The 15,935-nt window shown below is 64.6% G+C and carries 13 protein-coding genes; 12 read left to right on the top strand and 1 reads right to left on the bottom strand.

Annotated features, from left to right (window positions below; genetic code table 11):
* Nucleotides 1-84: 84 nt before the first annotated feature.
* From GGQ98_RS02440 to GGQ98_RS02425, 4 genes are all read left to right on the top strand, one after another.
* Nucleotides 85-774: a M24 family metallopeptidase gene (locus GGQ98_RS02440; RefSeq protein WP_184064588.1), complete on the top strand. Its 690-nt coding sequence runs from the start codon at nt 85-87 to the stop codon at nt 772-774.
* Nucleotides 771-2,081: an amidase gene (locus GGQ98_RS02435; protein ID WP_184064585.1), complete on the top strand. Its 1,311-nt coding sequence runs from the start codon at nt 771-773 to the stop codon at nt 2,079-2,081. Before GGQ98_RS02440 ends, GGQ98_RS02435 begins: the two co-directional genes overlap by 4 nt.
* A gap of 69 nt (nt 2,082-2,150) precedes the next feature.
* Nucleotides 2,151-3,311: a CaiB/BaiF CoA transferase family protein gene (locus GGQ98_RS02430; protein WP_184064582.1), complete on the top strand. Its 1,161-nt coding sequence runs from the start codon at nt 2,151-2,153 to the stop codon at nt 3,309-3,311.
* On the top strand, nt 3,301-4,425 hold the full coding sequence (locus GGQ98_RS02425) for a CoA transferase (RefSeq protein ID WP_184064579.1): 1,125 nt from the start codon (nt 3,301-3,303) through the stop codon (nt 4,423-4,425). The genes GGQ98_RS02430 and GGQ98_RS02425 overlap by 11 nt, the downstream gene beginning before the upstream one ends.
* A gap of 3 nt (nt 4,426-4,428) precedes the next feature.
* Here the strand turns inward: GGQ98_RS02425 and GGQ98_RS02420 are convergent, their stop codons facing one another.
* On the bottom strand, nt 4,429-5,166 hold the full coding sequence (locus tag GGQ98_RS02420; RefSeq protein WP_184064576.1) for a GntR family transcriptional regulator: 738 nt from the start codon (nt 5,164-5,166) through the stop codon (nt 4,429-4,431).
* 223 nt (nt 5,167-5,389) lie between these two features.
* Here GGQ98_RS02420 and GGQ98_RS02415 point away from each other — a divergent pair, with 223 nt between their 5' ends.
* The 8 genes from GGQ98_RS02415 to GGQ98_RS02380 all read left to right on the top strand — a co-directional run bounded on the left by GGQ98_RS02415 (nt 5,390) and on the right by GGQ98_RS02380 (nt 15,929).
* Complete coding sequence (locus GGQ98_RS02415) at nt 5,390-7,447, top strand: hydantoinase/oxoprolinase family protein (RefSeq protein ID WP_184064573.1); 2,058 nt, start codon at nt 5,390-5,392, stop codon at nt 7,445-7,447.
* A gap of 16 nt (nt 7,448-7,463) precedes the next feature.
* Entirely contained in the window at nt 7,464-9,386 is a 1,923-nt protein-coding gene (locus tag GGQ98_RS02410; protein ID WP_184064570.1) for a hydantoinase B/oxoprolinase family protein, read from the top strand.
* A 3-nt stretch (nt 9,387-9,389) separates the two neighbouring features.
* Nucleotides 9,390-10,016 carry an isochorismatase family protein gene (locus GGQ98_RS02405; RefSeq protein ID WP_184064567.1) on the top strand — a complete coding sequence of 209 codons (627 nt, stop codon included), beginning with the start codon at nt 9,390-9,392 and terminating at the stop codon, nt 10,014-10,016.
* A complete protein-coding gene (locus GGQ98_RS02400; RefSeq protein WP_184064564.1) occupies nt 10,009-10,815 on the top strand; it encodes an alpha/beta fold hydrolase in 807 nt (268 codons plus the stop codon). The genes GGQ98_RS02405 and GGQ98_RS02400 overlap by 8 nt, the downstream gene beginning before the upstream one ends.
* Complete coding sequence (locus tag GGQ98_RS02395) at nt 10,815-11,630, top strand: HpcH/HpaI aldolase/citrate lyase family protein (protein ID WP_184064561.1); 816 nt, start codon at nt 10,815-10,817, stop codon at nt 11,628-11,630. Before GGQ98_RS02400 ends, GGQ98_RS02395 begins: the two co-directional genes overlap by 1 nt.
* On the top strand, nt 11,623-12,132 hold the full coding sequence (locus GGQ98_RS02390) for a MaoC family dehydratase (RefSeq protein ID WP_184064559.1): 510 nt from the start codon (nt 11,623-11,625) through the stop codon (nt 12,130-12,132). Before GGQ98_RS02395 ends, GGQ98_RS02390 begins: the two co-directional genes overlap by 8 nt.
* Before the next feature lie 11 nt (nt 12,133-12,143).
* Nucleotides 12,144-13,313 carry an acyl-CoA dehydrogenase family protein gene (locus GGQ98_RS02385; RefSeq protein WP_184064556.1) on the top strand — a complete coding sequence of 390 codons (1,170 nt, stop codon included), beginning with the start codon at nt 12,144-12,146 and terminating at the stop codon, nt 13,311-13,313.
* A 75-nt stretch (nt 13,314-13,388) separates the two neighbouring features.
* Entirely contained in the window at nt 13,389-15,929 is a 2,541-nt protein-coding gene (locus GGQ98_RS02380; protein ID WP_243451638.1) for a TonB-dependent receptor, read from the top strand.
* Nucleotides 15,930-15,935 lie beyond the last annotated feature (6 nt).

Genomic DNA, 15,935 nt, shown 5'->3' with positions numbered 1-15,935 from the left:
TGCATCTCGAGAGGACGGCCCGATCGTTCTATGCTGGCGCATGAACCCCGTTTGCGATGGATGCGGCGGGGGAAGGGGAGCGCTATGATTACAGGCGAGAAGAGTCGGGCAGAAGCGGTCGGCGGCAATTTCGACACGGCCATGTTTCTCCGTGTGCGGGACCGGACGCGGACGGTCATCAACGAGATCGCGGCAGGTATCCGGCCCGGAATGCTGGAGGAAGAGGCCGTGGCGTTGGCAAAGGCCCGGCTGCGGGAGGCGGAAATGCTGCGCGGCTGGCATGGTCTTCATGTGCGCTTCGGGCCGAACACGCTCAAGAATTTCGGCCAGCCTTCCGAGCCCGGTGTCGCGTTGCGCGATAACGACATCTTTTTCATCGATATCGGCCCGGTCTGGCAGAAATGGGAAGGCGACGGCGGGGATACGTTCGTCGTGGGCGACGATCCCGACATGCTGGCGGCGCAGCGCGATGTCCGCGACCTTTTTGCGCGTGCGCGGTCGAAGTGGCTCGACGACGGCCTTTCCGGCATCGCGCTTTATGAATTTGCCGCAGCCGAAGCACAGATCATGGGCTGGGAATTGAACCTCGACATGTCGGGCCACCGGCTGGCGGATTTCCCCCACGCCGTGCTGCACAAAGGCGCGCTGGCGGAGGCCCCGTTCACGCCCTCGCCGGGGCTGTGGGTTCTCGAAATCCAGATCCGGCATCCTGACCGGCCCTTCAGCGCCTTTTACGAAGACCTGCTGCTTACGGACGATGCCGCGCGCGGATGAAGATGCGCGATGAGACGGTGATCGCGCGGGCGCTGGACGCAGCCGACCGGATCAATCCGTCGATCAATGCGGTGCTGTGGCTCGACCGGGAGGCGAAGGCGGGGGTCGGCCCGCTCAGCGGTGTGCCGGTGCTGGTGAAGGACTGTATCGACTGGCAGGGGCGGCCGACGACGCACGGCTCCGCGGTGTTCCGCGATGCAGCGCCGGCGGCCGGGGATGCCGAGGTGGTGCGCCGCCTGCGCGATGCCGGTGCGGCGCTGATCGGGAAATCACACCTCAGCGAGTTCTGCTTCGGCGCGACCGGGGAAAACGCCGCGTTCGGCAACTGCCGGAACCCGTGGGACACCGCGCGCATCACCGGCGGATCGAGCAGCGGATCGGCGGCGGCCGTGGGCGCCGGGATCGTGCCCATGGCGATCGGCACGGACACGGGCGGCTCGGTGCGCGTGCCTGCCGCGCTGTGCGGTGTCGTGGGGCTGCGGCCGACACTGGGGCGGGTTTCGAACCACGGCGTGCTCGATGTCAGCACGATCTGCGATGTGGTCGGGCCGTTTGGCGCGACGGTGGCGGACGCGGCGCGGCTGTATGCGGCCATTGCGGAATATGATCCGCGTGACCCGCTTTCCTTTGCGGACGCGCCGCCGCTGCTGGAAGGGATGGACGCCGGGGTGAAGGGACTACGTGTCGGGGTGCCGCGCGCGTTCTTCTACGAGGATTTGCAGGACTGCGTGGCGCGCGCCGTGGATGACGCCGCAGCGGTGCTGGAACGGCTCGGCTGTACGCTTGTCGACGTGCCTTTGGGCGAGGCCGAGACACTGCGCACGGGCGGCGCGTTCCGCTTCGTGCTCGCCGATGTCGCCGATGCGCGCCGCGATGTGTACCCCGAGCATGCGGACCGGATCGGCGCGGAAGTGCTGCGGCGCATAGAGCTTGGGCATCAGGTGAGCGGCGCCGATTACGCGCACTGCATCCGGCTGCTCCAGCAGTTCCAGCGGACGCTGCGCGACACGTTCGCCGCCGGGATCGACGTGCTGCTCACGCCGACGACGCCCGTGACCGCGCCGCTGTGGGCGGAGGCTTCGGACATGGTGGCGACGACGCGGCTTGTGTCACGCAACACGTACGATCTCGGCGCTGCGGGGGTGCCGTCGCTGAGCGTGCCGTGCGGGTTCGATCGGCGGAACCTGCCCATCGGCATGCAGCTTACCGCGCCCTGGCGGGCCGAGGCCCTGCTGTTCCGCGTCGCGCAGGCGTTCGAAGCGGCCACGGAGCATCATCGTACGCGAAGTCCGATCAATCGCGCTTAAAAGTTCGAACATTTGTATTGATTGTGCGCGGCCTTTTCGGCAGTCTCCGCCGCCTTAAGGGGAGGGCTCATGACCGCGTTGCCACTCGACGGCCTGAAAATCATAAGTTTCGAGCAATATGGCGCCGCGCCGTATGCCACGATGTTCCTTGCCGATCTCGGCGCCGACGTGGTGAAGGTGGAAGGCGCGGAGGGCGATTATGCGCGCAAGACCGGGCCGCTGACGCTGGGTGAGGCCGACAGCCTCTATTACCAGTGCTTCAATCTCAACAAGCGCAGTCTGATCCTCGACCTGAAGGCCGACATCGACCGGGCGCTGTTGCACCGGCTGGTCGCGGACTCGCATGCGGTCGTGAACAATTTGCGCGGCAGCCTGCCCGCGAAGCTGGGGCTGGATTATGCGGCACTTTCGGCGGTGAACCCGCGCATCGTCTGCGGCCATATTTCAGCCTATGGCCGCACCGGATCGCGCGCCGACTGGCCGGGTTATGATTTCCTGATGCAGGCCGAGGCGGGCTTCATGGCGCTGACCGGCGACCCCGGCAGCCCGCCCACGCGCGTCGGGCTTTCGATGGTCGACTACATGACCGGCATGATGATGGCGTTCGGCCTCGTCAGCGCGATCCGGGGCGCGGAGCGCGGCGGCATCGGCACGGATGTGGACGTCTCGCTGTTCGATGCGGCGCTCCACCAGCTCGCCTATCAGGGCACCTGGTATCTGAACGAAGGCGTCATCACGCCGCAGACGCCGCGTTCGGCGCACCCTTCAACGGTGCCGGTGCAACTGTACAAGACGGCTGACGGCTGGCTTTACATCTGCTGCATGAACCAGAAGTTCTGGGAAATCCTCGTGCGGCTGATCGGTCGGCCGGAGCTTGGCGCCGACCCGCGCTTCGCCGATCTGGCCAGCCGCCGCGAGAACCGAGATGTGCTCACCGATGTGCTGGACGCCGTGTTCCTGACCCGGACACGCGCGGAATGGATGCAGATCCTGCAAGGCCAGATTCCGGCGGCGCCCGTGGAATCGCTCGACGGGGCGATCGACAATCCGTTCGTGGCCGAGGTCGGCATGGTGCAGGACGTGCCGCACCCCGCAGGTCGCACGCTGCGGATGTTCGCCAACCCGCTGCGTTTCGGCGGCGCGCGTCTGGTGCAGCGCGCCGCGCCCGGGCTGGATGCCGACGGTCCGGCGCTGCGCGGGCTCTTTGAAGGGACGCACCGTGAAGCTTGAAGGGATCAAGGTCGTCGACCTCAGCATGTTCCTGCCGGGGCCGGTGATGACGCAGATCATGGCCGATCACGGCGCGGACGTCATTCGCATCGAACCGCCGGGCGGCGAGCCGAGCCGCGCCTTCGGGCCGTATGACGCCGAAGGGCTCTCGATCTGGTTCAAGAACGTCCATCGCGGCAAGCGCAGCATCGTGCTGGACTTGAAGAAACCGGAGGATCTGGCGGTGCTGCTCCGTCTGGCGGATGAGGCCGATGTGTTCGTCGAAGGGTTCCGGCCCGGTGTCGCCGCGAAACTGGGGATCGATGCGCAGACGCTTTGCGCGCGAAACCCGCGCCTCATCTATTGTTCGCTGTCCGCGTTCGGACAGTCCGGGCCGCTGTCCTACAAGGCGAGCCACGACATGGGCGCGCAGGCCTATACGGGCTTTCTGGCGATCAACGACAACGGCGATGGACGTCCGGTAGTGCCGGGGCTGCCGTCCGCCGACATGGGGAGCGCGTTGACGGGGCTTGTGGGCGTGCTGATGGCGCTCCACCGCCGCAACGCGACGGGGCGCGGCGATATCGTCGACGCCTCGATGTACGACGCCTTGATGGCGTGGACGGCGCATCTTTCCGGCCCCGTGCTTGCGGGCGGCCTGCCGCCGACGACGCAGATGCACAGGTCGATCGGCGGCTCGGGCTTCTACAATCTCTACGAGACGCGCGACGGCCGTTTCATCGCGCTCACGGGCCGCGAAATGAAGTTTGCGACATCGCTGCTCACGGCACTCGGCCGGGAAGAGCTGATCCCGCTTGCGGAGGCCGAGCCGGGGCCGGTTCAGCAGCAGCTGATCGGGGAACTCCGGCAGATTTTCAAGGCGCGCGACTTCGACGACTGGAGCGCGTTCCTGCCGACCCTGGAGGTCAGCTGGGCGCCGGTGCTCGACATGGCGGAAGGGTTCGACCACCCGCATGCCGCCGCCCGCGAGATGCTGATCGATGACGGGATCGGCGGCCGCGTGGTCGGTACGCCGGTGAAGTTCGCGGACGAGCCGGGCGAGGTGCATCTGCGCGCGCCGACGCTGGATGCGGACGGCGCCGCGATCCGCGCCGGGGGCTGGGCGCGAGGCTGAAGCTCAGTCCTTCAATTCCAGGCGCATGTTGTAAACGAAATCGCGCGAACGGAAGGTGTTCACCGAAATCAGATAGATGCTGTTGCCGGCATCGAAATAGCGGCGGATGATCTGAAGCGCGGAGACGCCGATCGGCTCGCCGAGCCTGTTCGCTTCGGTGGGGGTCAGCATCTTGGCGCGGATATCCTGAGACAGGCCGAACGGCTTGATGCCGACCTCGCGTTCCAGCCATTCGTAGACGGGCTCGTCGCCGAACTCGATATCGGGAGGCAGCGTGGCCCGCGTCACATCGATGTACACACGCACGATGCACAGCGGCATGTTGTGATCGTCGAAGCGCACGCCCTGGATGCTGTGCCATTCGCGCATCTCGTCGCAGCCCAGAAGGCGCGCAAGCTGCCCATCCGCATTCAGGCGCTCCCGTTCTTCCCACCGCATGTGCGTGGCGTGCGCGTAGTGCAGAAGATCGGCGCGCGATCCGACGGCATGCCTGAACGTCTGGATCGGGCTATGGCGCAGCACGGTGGTGCCCGCGCCGCGCCGACGGCTGAGCAGGCCTTCCTCTTCGAGCTGCTGGAGAGCGCCGCGCACTGCGTAGCGGCTCGCGCCGAGCTCGGCGCACAACTGCACCTCGGTGGGGAAGGGTGAACCCACGGCGAATTCGCCCGAATCGATGCGCTCACGCAGATCGGCATAGACCCCTTCATGCCTTGGGCGTCGTGCGGCGCTCACCTTGTTCACTCCGTTCTCCTTCGCCGACGCGAGGCTCGCCTGCGTGCGTGGTTCGTACTTGGCTCGAAACGCACAACAATTCAATAAATCAAACTAATCGAATTAAAAGTTCGAACTTTTTCATTGACCTGCATGCCCCCCTTTGTCAGCTTACGGGCTGCGCGACATGTGCGGCCAAGCCCTGGGGAGGGCGCGGCGCGACGAAATCCGTTTCGCGAGTGGAGGGAGTGGCATGGGTCTTCGGGTCGGAGTGGATGTCGGCGGGACGTTCACGGACATTTTCTTGCTCGATGAAGGGGCCAGCCGGACCTACACGGCCAAGGTGCCTTCGACGCCGGCCGATCCTTCGGAAGCGGTGATCGCGGGGATCGAGAAGGCCTGCCGCGAAAACAGCCTGAACATGGCGGACATCACGCATGTGATGCACGGCACCACGGTCGCGACGAATGCGGTGCTGACCGGGAACGGCGCGTCGGTCGGGCTTATCGTCACCGAAGGCTATCGGCAGGTTCTGCATCTGGCGCGCGGCTTCGTGCCCGGCGCGCTTTCGGGATGGATCAACTTCGTGAAGGGCAAGCCGATGGCGGCCCTGAAGCACACGCTGGAAGTCTCCGAACGGATCAGCGCCCGCGGCGAAGTCATCCGCCCGCTCGACGAGGCCCGCCTGCGCGCGGACCTTCAGCGCTTCAAAGGCAGCGGCGTCGGCTCCATCACGATCTCGCTGATGAACTCCTATGTGAACGCCGCGCACGAGAAGCGCGTGGAGGCGATCGTCCGCGAGGAGCTTCAGGACATTTCGATCTCCGTATCGTCCGACACGCTGCCGGAAATGCAGGAATATGAGCGCGCGATCACCACGGTGGCCAACGCGTTCGTGAAGCCGGTGGTGTCGCGCTACGTCTCCAACCTCAAGACCAACCTGGAGGCGCGCACGACCGGCGAGGTGAAGCTCTCGATCCTGCGTTCGGACGGTGGCCTTGCGACGGCGGCGTCGGCGGCGGACTTCCCGGTCAATCTGCTGATGTCCGGCCCTGCGGGCGGTGTCGCGGGCGCGATCTGGGTCGCGAAGCAGGCGGGTTTCCCGAACATCATCACCTTCGACATGGGCGGCACATCGACGGACGTCTGCCTTGTCGAGGGCGGCGAGGCGCAGGTGCGCCGCGAAACGGTGGTGCATGACGTGATCGTTCGCGCATCCTCGGTAGACGTGCGCACGGTGGGTGCCGGCGGCGGCTCCATCGCGACCGTGCCGGAGCTTACCAAGGCGCTCCGTGTCGGTCCGCAGTCGGCAGGCGCAGTCCCGGGTCCGGCCGCCTACGACAAGGGCGGCACGGAGCCGACCGTGACCGACGCCAACGTCGTGCTCGGCTATCTGCCTGCCGATGCGCGGCTTGGCGGCGACATGACCATACGCCGCGATCTCGCGCAGCAGGCGGTGCAGAAGATCGCCGATGCGCTCGGCCTCACGCTGGAGACGGCGGCGGAAGGTATCGTCCGCATCGTCAACGAGAACATGTTCGGCGCGCTGCGGCTCGTCTCGGTCGAGCAGGGGTATGACCCGCGCAACTTCTCGCTGATGGCGTTCGGCGGCGCGGGGCCGCTGCATGCCAATGCGCTCGGGCGGTTGTTGCAGGCGTGGCCCGTGATCGTGCCGCGCGGGCCCGGCGTGCTGTGCGCGGTGGGCGATGCGACGACGCGGCTGCGCGACGAGGCGGCGCGCACCATGATCCGCCCGGTCGAAGGGATCGATCTGGCCGAATTGCAGGGGCTTCTCGACGAGCTTGAGGAGCGCGTTCGCGCCACGCTCGATGTCGAGGGCATAGCCGAGGACGCGCAGGAGATCGTCTATCAGGTGGACCTGCGCTATGCGGGACAATCGGCGGATATCACGGTCTCGCTGCCGCCCGCCGAGTTTGCGGAGCATGGCCTCGCGAAGGCCTCCGAGCGGTTCGATCATCTGCACCAGCAGATGTTCAGCTTCAGCCTCGACAAGGGGAAGGAACTGGTCAACCTGCGCGTCATCGCACAGGGACCGGGCGCGGACGTGGGCCAGAACACGCTGGCGGAAGGCGACGGCGACCCGGCGCGCGCCGCCGTTCACAGCACGCGGGTCTTCGACAGCGGGGCGTGGCACGAGGCGACGATCTACGACAGGCGCAAGCTGCTCGCCGGGGATCGCGTGAATGGCCCGGCCATCGTCACCGAGCTTGATTCCACCACGCTCATCCTGCCCGGCAGCCACGCGACGGTCGACACCGTCGGCAATCTGCTCATCCGCGACGACCGCTGAGAACTGGAGGCACAAGATGGCAAAGCTCATCGAAACCAACACGACGCCCTGGCCCACGGTCGATGTCGATCCGGTCACGCTCGATGTCATCGAGAACGCGCTCCAGAACGCACGCGTGCAGATGGACGCGATATTGTTCCGCACCGCGATCTCGCCGATCATCCGCGAACAGCGCGACGGCTTCCCGGTGCTGACCAACCGCGAAGGCATGATGCTTGCGGGGCAGTTCGGATCGCCGGTGGACGGCTTCGTCGACAATTATGACGGGGAGGTTTCCGAGGGTGACGTTCTTCTGACCAACGATCCCTATGCCTGCCAGGGCGCAATCAGCCATCTGAACGACTGGCTGTTCTGCATGCCGGTGTTCTACGACGGGCGCCTGCTCGGCTGGACGGCGATGTTCGGGCATATGTCGGACATTTCCGGCATGACGGCCGCCTCGATGCCGGTGACGTCTTCCGACCTGTTGCAGGAAGGCATCGTCATCCCGCCGGTGAAGATCGTTTCCAAAGGCGAATTGCAGAAGGATCTGCTGCGCATGGCGATGCGCAACACGCGCACGCCGGACTGGAACGAGGCGGATTTCTTCGCGATCCTTTCGGCATGCCGGACGGGCGCGGCGCGGCTCGTGGAGATGGCCGATCGTTTCGGCCCGGACGTTCTTTGCTCGGCGCAGGACCAGCTTCTGAAGCGCAACCGCGAGGCGATGCGTGCGCTTATCGTTTCGACGATGCCCGAGAAGAAGGTCGTGTTCGAAGACTGGATCTGCGACGATGCCACCGGCCACGGTCCCTACAAGCTCGGCTGCGAGATGTGGCGCGAAGGCGATAAATTGATCTTCGATTTCTCGCGCACCGATCCGCAATCGGCGGGCTGTATCAACTTCCTGCTCAACGAGCGCATGTTCAAGATGTTCTGCGGGCAGTTCATGGTGAACGTGTACGATCCGCAGATCGTCCTCAACGACGGCTACATCGATCTTATCGACGTGCGCATTCCCAAGGGGACGCTGCTGAACCCGATCGCGCCTGCGGCGCTCAACGGGCGGACGCACGCGCTCGGGCGTATCTTCGATATCATCAGTGGGCTCTTCGGTTCGGCAAACCCGGACTTCCTCGTTGCCGCCGGATTCTCCGACAGCCCGCACTTCATGTATTCGGGCTTCAACACGAGCAACGACTGGTTCCTGCTGTTCCAGATCGGCTTCGGCGGCATCCCCGGCAAGCCGGGCGGCGACGGGCCGGACGGGCATTCGCTGTGGCCGAAATTCCGCAATGTGCCGAACGAATATATCGAGGCCTATTTCCCGATCCGCATCGATCGCTTCGAATCGCTGATCGATACCGGCGGCGCGGGCAAGCATCGCGGCGGCAATGGCGTGCGCACCGAATATGTGTTCGACGTGGAGGGCGAAATCTCCATCCACGACGACCGCTGGCTGACCTATCCGTGGGGCGTGAAGGGGGGACAGCCGGGCAAGCGCAGCCGCAAGCTTCTGGTGCGCGCGGGCGGCGAGGAGACGATCCTGCCTTCGAAGATCGATCATATCTTCGTGCAGCCCGGCGATCGGCTGATCTTCGACACGTGGGGCGGCGGCGGGTGGGGTGATCCGCTGGAACGCGAGATCGAAGCCGTTGCCTATGATGTGGAAGCGGGCCTCGTCAGCCCGGAGGGCGCGCGGCGTTACGGGGTGGTGATTTCCGAAGGCGGCGTGGTGGACGGCGAGGCGACCGAGACGCTGCGTGCCGAGATGCGCCGGAGCCGCCCGCAGGTGGATGCGTTTGAATTCGGGCCTTCGATTGCGGAGCTGCGCGCCAGCTGTTTCGCGGAAACGGGTCTGCAGCCGCCGGTCGATCCCGTGCCTTCGCCGATCGCGACCGCATGGTTCAGCAAGCGCGGCGAGCCGGTGCCGATGCCGCAGCGCTTAGCGGCGGAGTGAGGCATGAACGGGTTTTCCGCAGCCGGTTACGGCGACCAGGGCAATATCGGCTTCGGACGGAAATCCGCCGTGCTCGTTGTCGATTTCCAGCGGTCGTTCACCGATAGCGCCTACCCGATGGGCCGGTCGGGCCATGTCGATCAGGCGGTGGAGAATACCGCGCGGCTGCTGAAGATCGCCCGCGCCAACGACGTGCCGGTCGCGGCGTGCAGCGTCGGCTGGAACAGCCCGCGCGATATGGCGCACTGGAAGGTCAGCTCGGTCTACAAGGACATGTTCTACGGCGACGCGGGCATGGAGCTTGATCCGCGCATCGCCGACCCTTCGGACTTTCACTTCATCAAAGGCGCGCCGTCGATCTTTTTCGGCACGCCGCTGCAGACCTTCCTGACGCGGCAGGGCGTGGACACGGTGATCGTGACCGGCTGCACGACGAGCGGCTGCGTGCGCGCATCGATCGTCGACGCGTTTTCATACGGCTACCGCGTGATGGTGCCGGAGCCCTGCTGCGGCGATCAGGAGATCGGCGCGCATCAGGCGAACCTTGCCGACGTCGGGCGCCGCTACGCCGACGTCCTGGGCCTCGACGAGGTCATTCAAGCGATCAGTGGAAAGCGTGAAGATGCCTGAACTCAAACGCCCCGACGGCGCAATGATCCATTACGAAGTCGTCGGCGAAGGCGACCCGGTTCTCTGCCTCGGCGGCTGGGGGACGTTCTGCCACGGCAACAGCGCCGGCCTGCCCTTCGGCCTTACTGACCGCCACAGCGTGATCCTGATGGATTATCGCGGGCTTGCGGACTCCACGGACAATCCCGAGACGCCGATATCCATGCGCGTCTATGCCGACGACGCGATCGCGGTGCTCGATGCGCTGGGTCTGAAAAACGTCCACCTGCTCGGCATGGTCGGCATCGGTGCGTGCGTTTGCCAGCAGATCGCCATCGTGCGGCCGGACCTTGCGCGGACGCTGGTGAATACCGGGGCTTGGGCAACGATGGATCCGCTGCTGGCCGACCAGTTGCGGCTGTTTCTGGACATTCACCGCGATGCCGGCTGGGCGACATTCCAGCGGCTCGTGTGCGCCTATTCGTTCAGCGCTGACTATTACAACGCCAACGCGGATCGCCTGATCGGGCCGCAGGGCCCGTGGCGCGAATTGCAGGGCAAGATCGACACGCACGCGCGCTTCATCGACGCCAGCATCGACTACGATGTCATCGAAGACCTGAAGCAGGTGCAGACCCCTGCGCTTATCATGCACGCGCCGCTCGACACCATCACCGGCCCGCGCACGACCAAGCCGATCGAGGAGGCGCTGCCCAATGCAACCGGGTTCGTGATGGAAGGCGCCGCGCACGTGCTTGCCGGCAAGGACCAGCGCAGTCGATTCTCGCAGCGCCTGTTCGAATTCTACGCGCAGCACTGATGGAACGCGCCGCCTCCTGCCTTTTGTTCGTGCCGGGAAACCGGCCGGAACGCTTTGAAAAGGCGCTGGCGACGGGCGCGGAGCTGGTTTGCATCGATCTTGAGGACGCGGTTCCGCCTGCCGCCAAGGACGAGACGCGCGCGGTTGTGATGGCCGCGCTTCCCGGCTTGCCGCCGGGGCGTATCGCCGTGCGTGTGAACGGTATGCGCACGGAGGCGGGGCTGCGCGATCTGCTGGCGCTGAAGGATGCCGGGCCGCTGCCGCTGCTGCTGGTGCCGATGGTTGAAAGCGTGGGCGAGCTTGCGCCGTTGCAGGCGGTAGGCGCATCCGCAATCATCCCTCTTATTGAAACCGCGAGAGGCCTTGCCGCGGCGGCGGAGATCGCGGCGAGCGACGCGGTGGCGGCGATGATGTTCGGCGGCGGCGATCTTTCCGCTGAACTGGGCGTCGCGCTCGAATGGGAGCCGCTCGCGGCGGCGCGCGGACACTTCGTCCTCGCCTGCGCGCGGGCACGCGTTCCCGCAATCGACGTGCCGTACATCCATATCGCCGATCCGGAAGGACTTGCCGAGGAGGCGCGCCGCGCGAAGAGCATGGGCTTTTCCGCAAAGGCCGCGATCCACCCGGCGCAGGTGCAGATCATTCAGGACAGGATGCGCCCGCAACCGTCGGAGATCGAGGACGCGCGTGACGCGCTTCGGGCGTTCGCGGACGCGGGCGGGCAGGCTGTCATGTTCAAGGGCCGGATGCTGGAGGCGCCGTTCATGCGCCGGCTGGAGCGTCTCGTCGCATTTGGAGAAAGCCGCAATGCGTAAGGGTGTCATCGAGGTTGCGCCGGGGCGTTTCCGGGAGAGCTTCGGCCGCTATTTCGAAGAGTTCGAGGTCGGGCATATCTATGAGCACCGGCCCGGCCGCACGATCACCGATGCGGACAACGTGTGGTTCACGCTGCTGACGATGAACACGCATCCGCTGCATTTCGATTATGAATATGCCGCCAAGACCGAGTTCGGGAAGCCGCTGGTCTGCTCGCCGCTGACGGTCGCCATTCTTGTCGGCATGAGTGTCAGCGATGTTTCGCAGAAGGCCGTGGCCAATCTCGGCTGGACGAACATCAGCATGACGCATCCGCTGTTCTGCGGCGACACGCTGTACGGCGAAAGCGAAGTGCTCGGCAAGCGCGAGTCCGGCTCGCGGCCGCAGCAGGGCATCGTCACCGTGAAGACGACCGGAAAGAACCAGAAGGGCGACATTGTTTGCACCTTCGAACGCTCGATCCTCGTGTGGAAGCAGGGCTTCGGCCCGGCTGACGATTGAGGACAGGATAGATGTCCGACAACACCATCAGAACCATTGCCCCCGAAGAAGAGGCCGTGCTGCTGCATTCCATCGATCGCTGGATCGACAAGGAGGTGCGGCCCGTGGTGATGCACCACGATCACAATGATGAATGGCCCGAAAAGCTCGTCGACCAGATGGCGGAGATGGGGCTGTTCGGCGCGACGATCTCGCAGGAATACGGCGGGCTCGGTCTGCCCGCGACGACCTATGTGAAGATCGTGGCAAAGATATCGTCGTACTGGATGGCGATCACCGGCATCTTCAATTCGCACCTGATGCTGGCGGCTGCGGTCGAGCGTTTCGGAACGCCCGAACAGAAAATGGAATGGCTCCCGAAGTTCGCCAGCGGTGAAATTCGCGGCGGGCTTGCGCTGACCGAACCCAATGCGGGCACCGACCTGCAGGCGATCCGCACGATCGCGGTTCGCGACGGGGACGATTACGTCATCAACGGCACCAAGACGTGGATATCGAACGGCATCCACGGCAGCTGCTTCGCGCTGCTGGTGAAGACCGATCCCGCCGCGCAGCCGCGCCACAAGGGCATGAGCCTTTTCATCGCGCCCAAGCTCAGCGGCTTCGAGGTCGGCAAGAAGATCAAGAAACTCGGCTACAACGCGATCGACAGCGCCGAGCTGATTTTCGACACTTACCGACTTCCCGCCGCGAACCTGATCGGCGGCGCGGAAGGCAAGGGCTTCCTGCAGGTGGCGGGCGGACTTGAGCTGGGGCGCATCAACGTGGCTTCGCGCGGTGTCGGGCTTGCCGAAGGCGCGCTGCGCCACGCAACCGAATATGCGACGGTGCGCCAGACGATGGGCAAGCCGATCTGCGAGCATCAGGCAATCCAGCTGAAGATCGGCGAGATGGTGACGCGTGCGCGTGCCGCGCGGCTGCTGACGATGGACGCCGCCGAAGCCTACGATCGCGGCGAGCGCTGCGACATGGAAGCGGGCATGGCGAAGTATTTCGCATCCGAAGCTGCCGTGCGCAATTCCGAGGAGGCGATGCGGATCTTCGGCGGCTACGGCTATTCGAAGGAATACGAGATCGAGCGGTATTTCCGGGATTCGCTGCTGATGTGCATCGGCGAGGGAACCAATGAAATGCAGCGCATCATCATTTCGAAACAATGGATCAAACGGCATTCCGCGTAACAGTTCACGTCAACAAAAAAGGTTCGCCGGGGAGCGCTGAAGGCAATGACAACCGAAGGGACAAAGGGGGAAACGATGACAAAGTTTGAACTCAAGCTCGCAACCTGTCTGACGACCACTTTCGCGATTATGCTCGCCGATCCGGCGGTGTCCTTCGCGCAGGAACAGGCCGCCGCAGCCGCAGACGATACGCCTTTTCCGGGTGAGATCGTAGTAACCGCACGGCGTTTCGATGAAAGGCTTCAGGACGTTCCGGCAGCCGTTTCGGTGCTGACGGCGGAAACCATCGAGAACACGGGCGCGCGCGTCGCCGCCGACTTCGTGCAGTTGACGCCCGGTGTCACGATCGTGACCGGCAATGTCGAGGCGGCCGATACGCAGATCAACATCCGCGGCATCAACGGCGCGCGCGACGCGGAAAGCAACGTCGCGCTGGTTGTCGACGGCGTTCAGAAATCGAACACGTCGTCGCTGAACCAGGATCAGGGCTCCGTGCAGCAGATCGAAGTGCTGAAGGGTCCGCAGGGTGCGCTTTACGGCCGCAATGCCGCTGCGGGCGCCGTCGTCATCACCACCAAGAAGCCGGGCGCGGAGCTGGAAGGCAGCGCACGCCTGAGCTACGGCAACAACAATACGGTGGACGCCGCCGCGCTGATCGCGGGTCCGCTGAGCGACAGCGTGGGCTTCGTCATCAACGGCGACTACGGCCGGGGCGACGGTTATTTCCGCAACATCTTCCTGCCGACCGATCTGAACACGACGCTCTATCCCGGCAACAGCACCAAAGCCGACTCGATGGACAATTACGAGCGCTGGAACGTGAACGGGCGGCTTGTGTTCACGCCGAGCGACGATACCGAAATCGATCTCAAGGCGCGCTACGGCAAGGTTCGCAGCGGCGCGATCGCATTCAACGCGGCGTTCCAGATTCCGGCGCTGGAGGGCGCCGACCAGGCGTTCAATATCGACATCAACGATCACAAGTTCATCTTCACGCCGAATATCGATCCGCTGAATACGCAGGAAACCATCGAGGCGTCGGCGCGCTTCACCCAGTCGCTGGGGGCTGTCGATCTGATCGGCTATGTCGCCTACAGCAACATCAAGAACGACTTTTATGCCGACGGCACGAGCGGCGCCTTCGGGTTCTTCGCGGACGAATCCACCTGCGCCGCGACGTCGGTGGGGGCGGTGCCGGTCGTCAATCAGGCGCCGTTCGACGAAACCTATCTGGGCGGGGCGTTCGTCAGTTCGCAACCTTACTCGCCCGCATCGTGCGACGGAACGCAGTATCAGCGCCGCAATCAGGAGGATTTCAGCGCGGAACTTCGGCTCGTCGGAGAGACGGATTCGCTGCGCTGGCAGCTCGGCGGGTATTTCCTGACGCTCGATCGGCGGACCTGCATCAATCTCGGTCTCGATACCGGGCAGGGCGTCGTGCGCGAATGCTACACGACCGATCCGACGAACCGCACCGAATCGCTCGTGGACGACGATTTCAAAACCAAGGTGTATGCCGCATTCGGCTCGGTCGATTACGATGTGACCGAAGCCTTCAAGGTCGGCCTTGCGCTCCGCTATGACATCGAAGATCGCAGCACGAGCAACAACGTGCCCACAGGGCGCCTGACGCGCTGGGTCGGCAACGAGCTCACGGGCAATCCGAACGGCACGGCGTTGACGCCCGCGAACTATTATCTGAACCCGGGGCTTGATCCGGTGTACAACCCGAGCGGGGTGCTCGCGGACCGTAGCCAGACCTACAAGCAGCTTCAGCCCAAGATCACGCTGAGCTACAAGGCGAGCCCGAACCTTTCGCTGTTTGCGAACTGGGGTATCGGTTTCAAATCGGGCGGGTTCAACAACGGCGGCTCGCAGGCGGTGATCGACAATTTCTTCAACGCGACGATCTCGTCCGGCCTTTCGATCTTCGACGATTACCGCAAGGAACGATCGAGCGCGTTCGAGGCCGGGATCAAGGGCAAAGCGCTCGACGGGCGGTTGACGTTCGATTTCGCGGGCTATCACACGACCGTGAAGGACATGCAGTTCTTCGAATTCTTCGTGGGGCCGTTCGGTCTGCTGCGCGTCGTCTCCAACATCGACAAGGTGGAGCTGTACGGCGCCGAAGGTTCGGCGAGCTTCCGCCTGATCGACGGCTGGTCGCTGTTCGGCTCGTTCAACGTGACCGACAGCAAGATCAAGCGGAACGACGCGCGGCCGTATACTGAGGGAAATAAGTCTCCCTACACGGCGGACTACACGCTGAACATCGGAAGCCAGATCGACGCACCGCTCAGCGATGCGCTGTCGCTGCTGGTGCGCGCCGATTACCGCATTACCGGCAAAACCTGGTTCCATACAGTGCAGGACAATACCGTACCGACGATCTTCGGGCTCGCGGCGAACTTCAAGAATTCGCAGCGCGACCCGTACGGCATCTTCAACCTGCGCGTCGGTGTGAAGGCGGATAGCTGGGCGGTCAGCGCCTTTGCCGAAAACATGTTCAACGAGAAGTATGCGGCGGAGGTCATTCCGGCGCCGGAATTCGGCGGCGACTTCCTGACCCCGGGTATCCGCCGCGCTTATGGCGTGGAACTGTCCTACAAGTTCTGAATGAAT

The organism is Sphingosinicella soli (assembly GCF_014199685.1).
Lineage (GTDB): Bacteria > Pseudomonadota > Alphaproteobacteria > Sphingomonadales > Sphingomonadaceae > Sphingosinicella > Sphingosinicella soli.
This window is presented reverse-complemented; position numbering and strand designations above follow the sequence as displayed.

What these genes read in the sequence shown, in the direction of transcription:
- GGQ98_RS02380 (WP_243451638.1), top strand. Translation starts at nt 13,389, where the DNA reads ATGACAAAGTTTGAACTCAAGCTCGCAACCTGTCTGACGACCACTTTC.
- GGQ98_RS02440 (WP_184064588.1), top strand. Translation starts at nt 85, where the DNA reads ATGATTACAGGCGAGAAGAGTCGGGCAGAAGCGGTCGGCGGCAATTTC.
- GGQ98_RS02400 (WP_184064564.1), top strand. Translation starts at nt 10,009, where the DNA reads ATGCCTGAACTCAAACGCCCCGACGGCGCAATGATCCATTACGAAGTC.
- GGQ98_RS02410 (WP_184064570.1), top strand. Translation starts at nt 7,464, where the DNA reads ATGGCAAAGCTCATCGAAACCAACACGACGCCCTGGCCCACGGTCGAT.
- GGQ98_RS02415 (WP_184064573.1), top strand. Translation starts at nt 5,390, where the DNA reads ATGGGTCTTCGGGTCGGAGTGGATGTCGGCGGGACGTTCACGGACATT.
- GGQ98_RS02405 (WP_184064567.1), top strand. Translation starts at nt 9,390, where the DNA reads ATGAACGGGTTTTCCGCAGCCGGTTACGGCGACCAGGGCAATATCGGC.
- GGQ98_RS02385 (WP_184064556.1), top strand. Translation starts at nt 12,144, where the DNA reads ATGTCCGACAACACCATCAGAACCATTGCCCCCGAAGAAGAGGCCGTG.
- GGQ98_RS02435 (WP_184064585.1), top strand. Translation starts at nt 771, where the DNA reads ATGAAGATGCGCGATGAGACGGTGATCGCGCGGGCGCTGGACGCAGCC.
- GGQ98_RS02390 (WP_184064559.1), top strand. Translation starts at nt 11,623, where the DNA reads ATGCGTAAGGGTGTCATCGAGGTTGCGCCGGGGCGTTTCCGGGAGAGC.
- GGQ98_RS02430 (WP_184064582.1), top strand. Translation starts at nt 2,151, where the DNA reads ATGACCGCGTTGCCACTCGACGGCCTGAAAATCATAAGTTTCGAGCAA.
- GGQ98_RS02395 (WP_184064561.1), top strand. Translation starts at nt 10,815, where the DNA reads ATGGAACGCGCCGCCTCCTGCCTTTTGTTCGTGCCGGGAAACCGGCCG.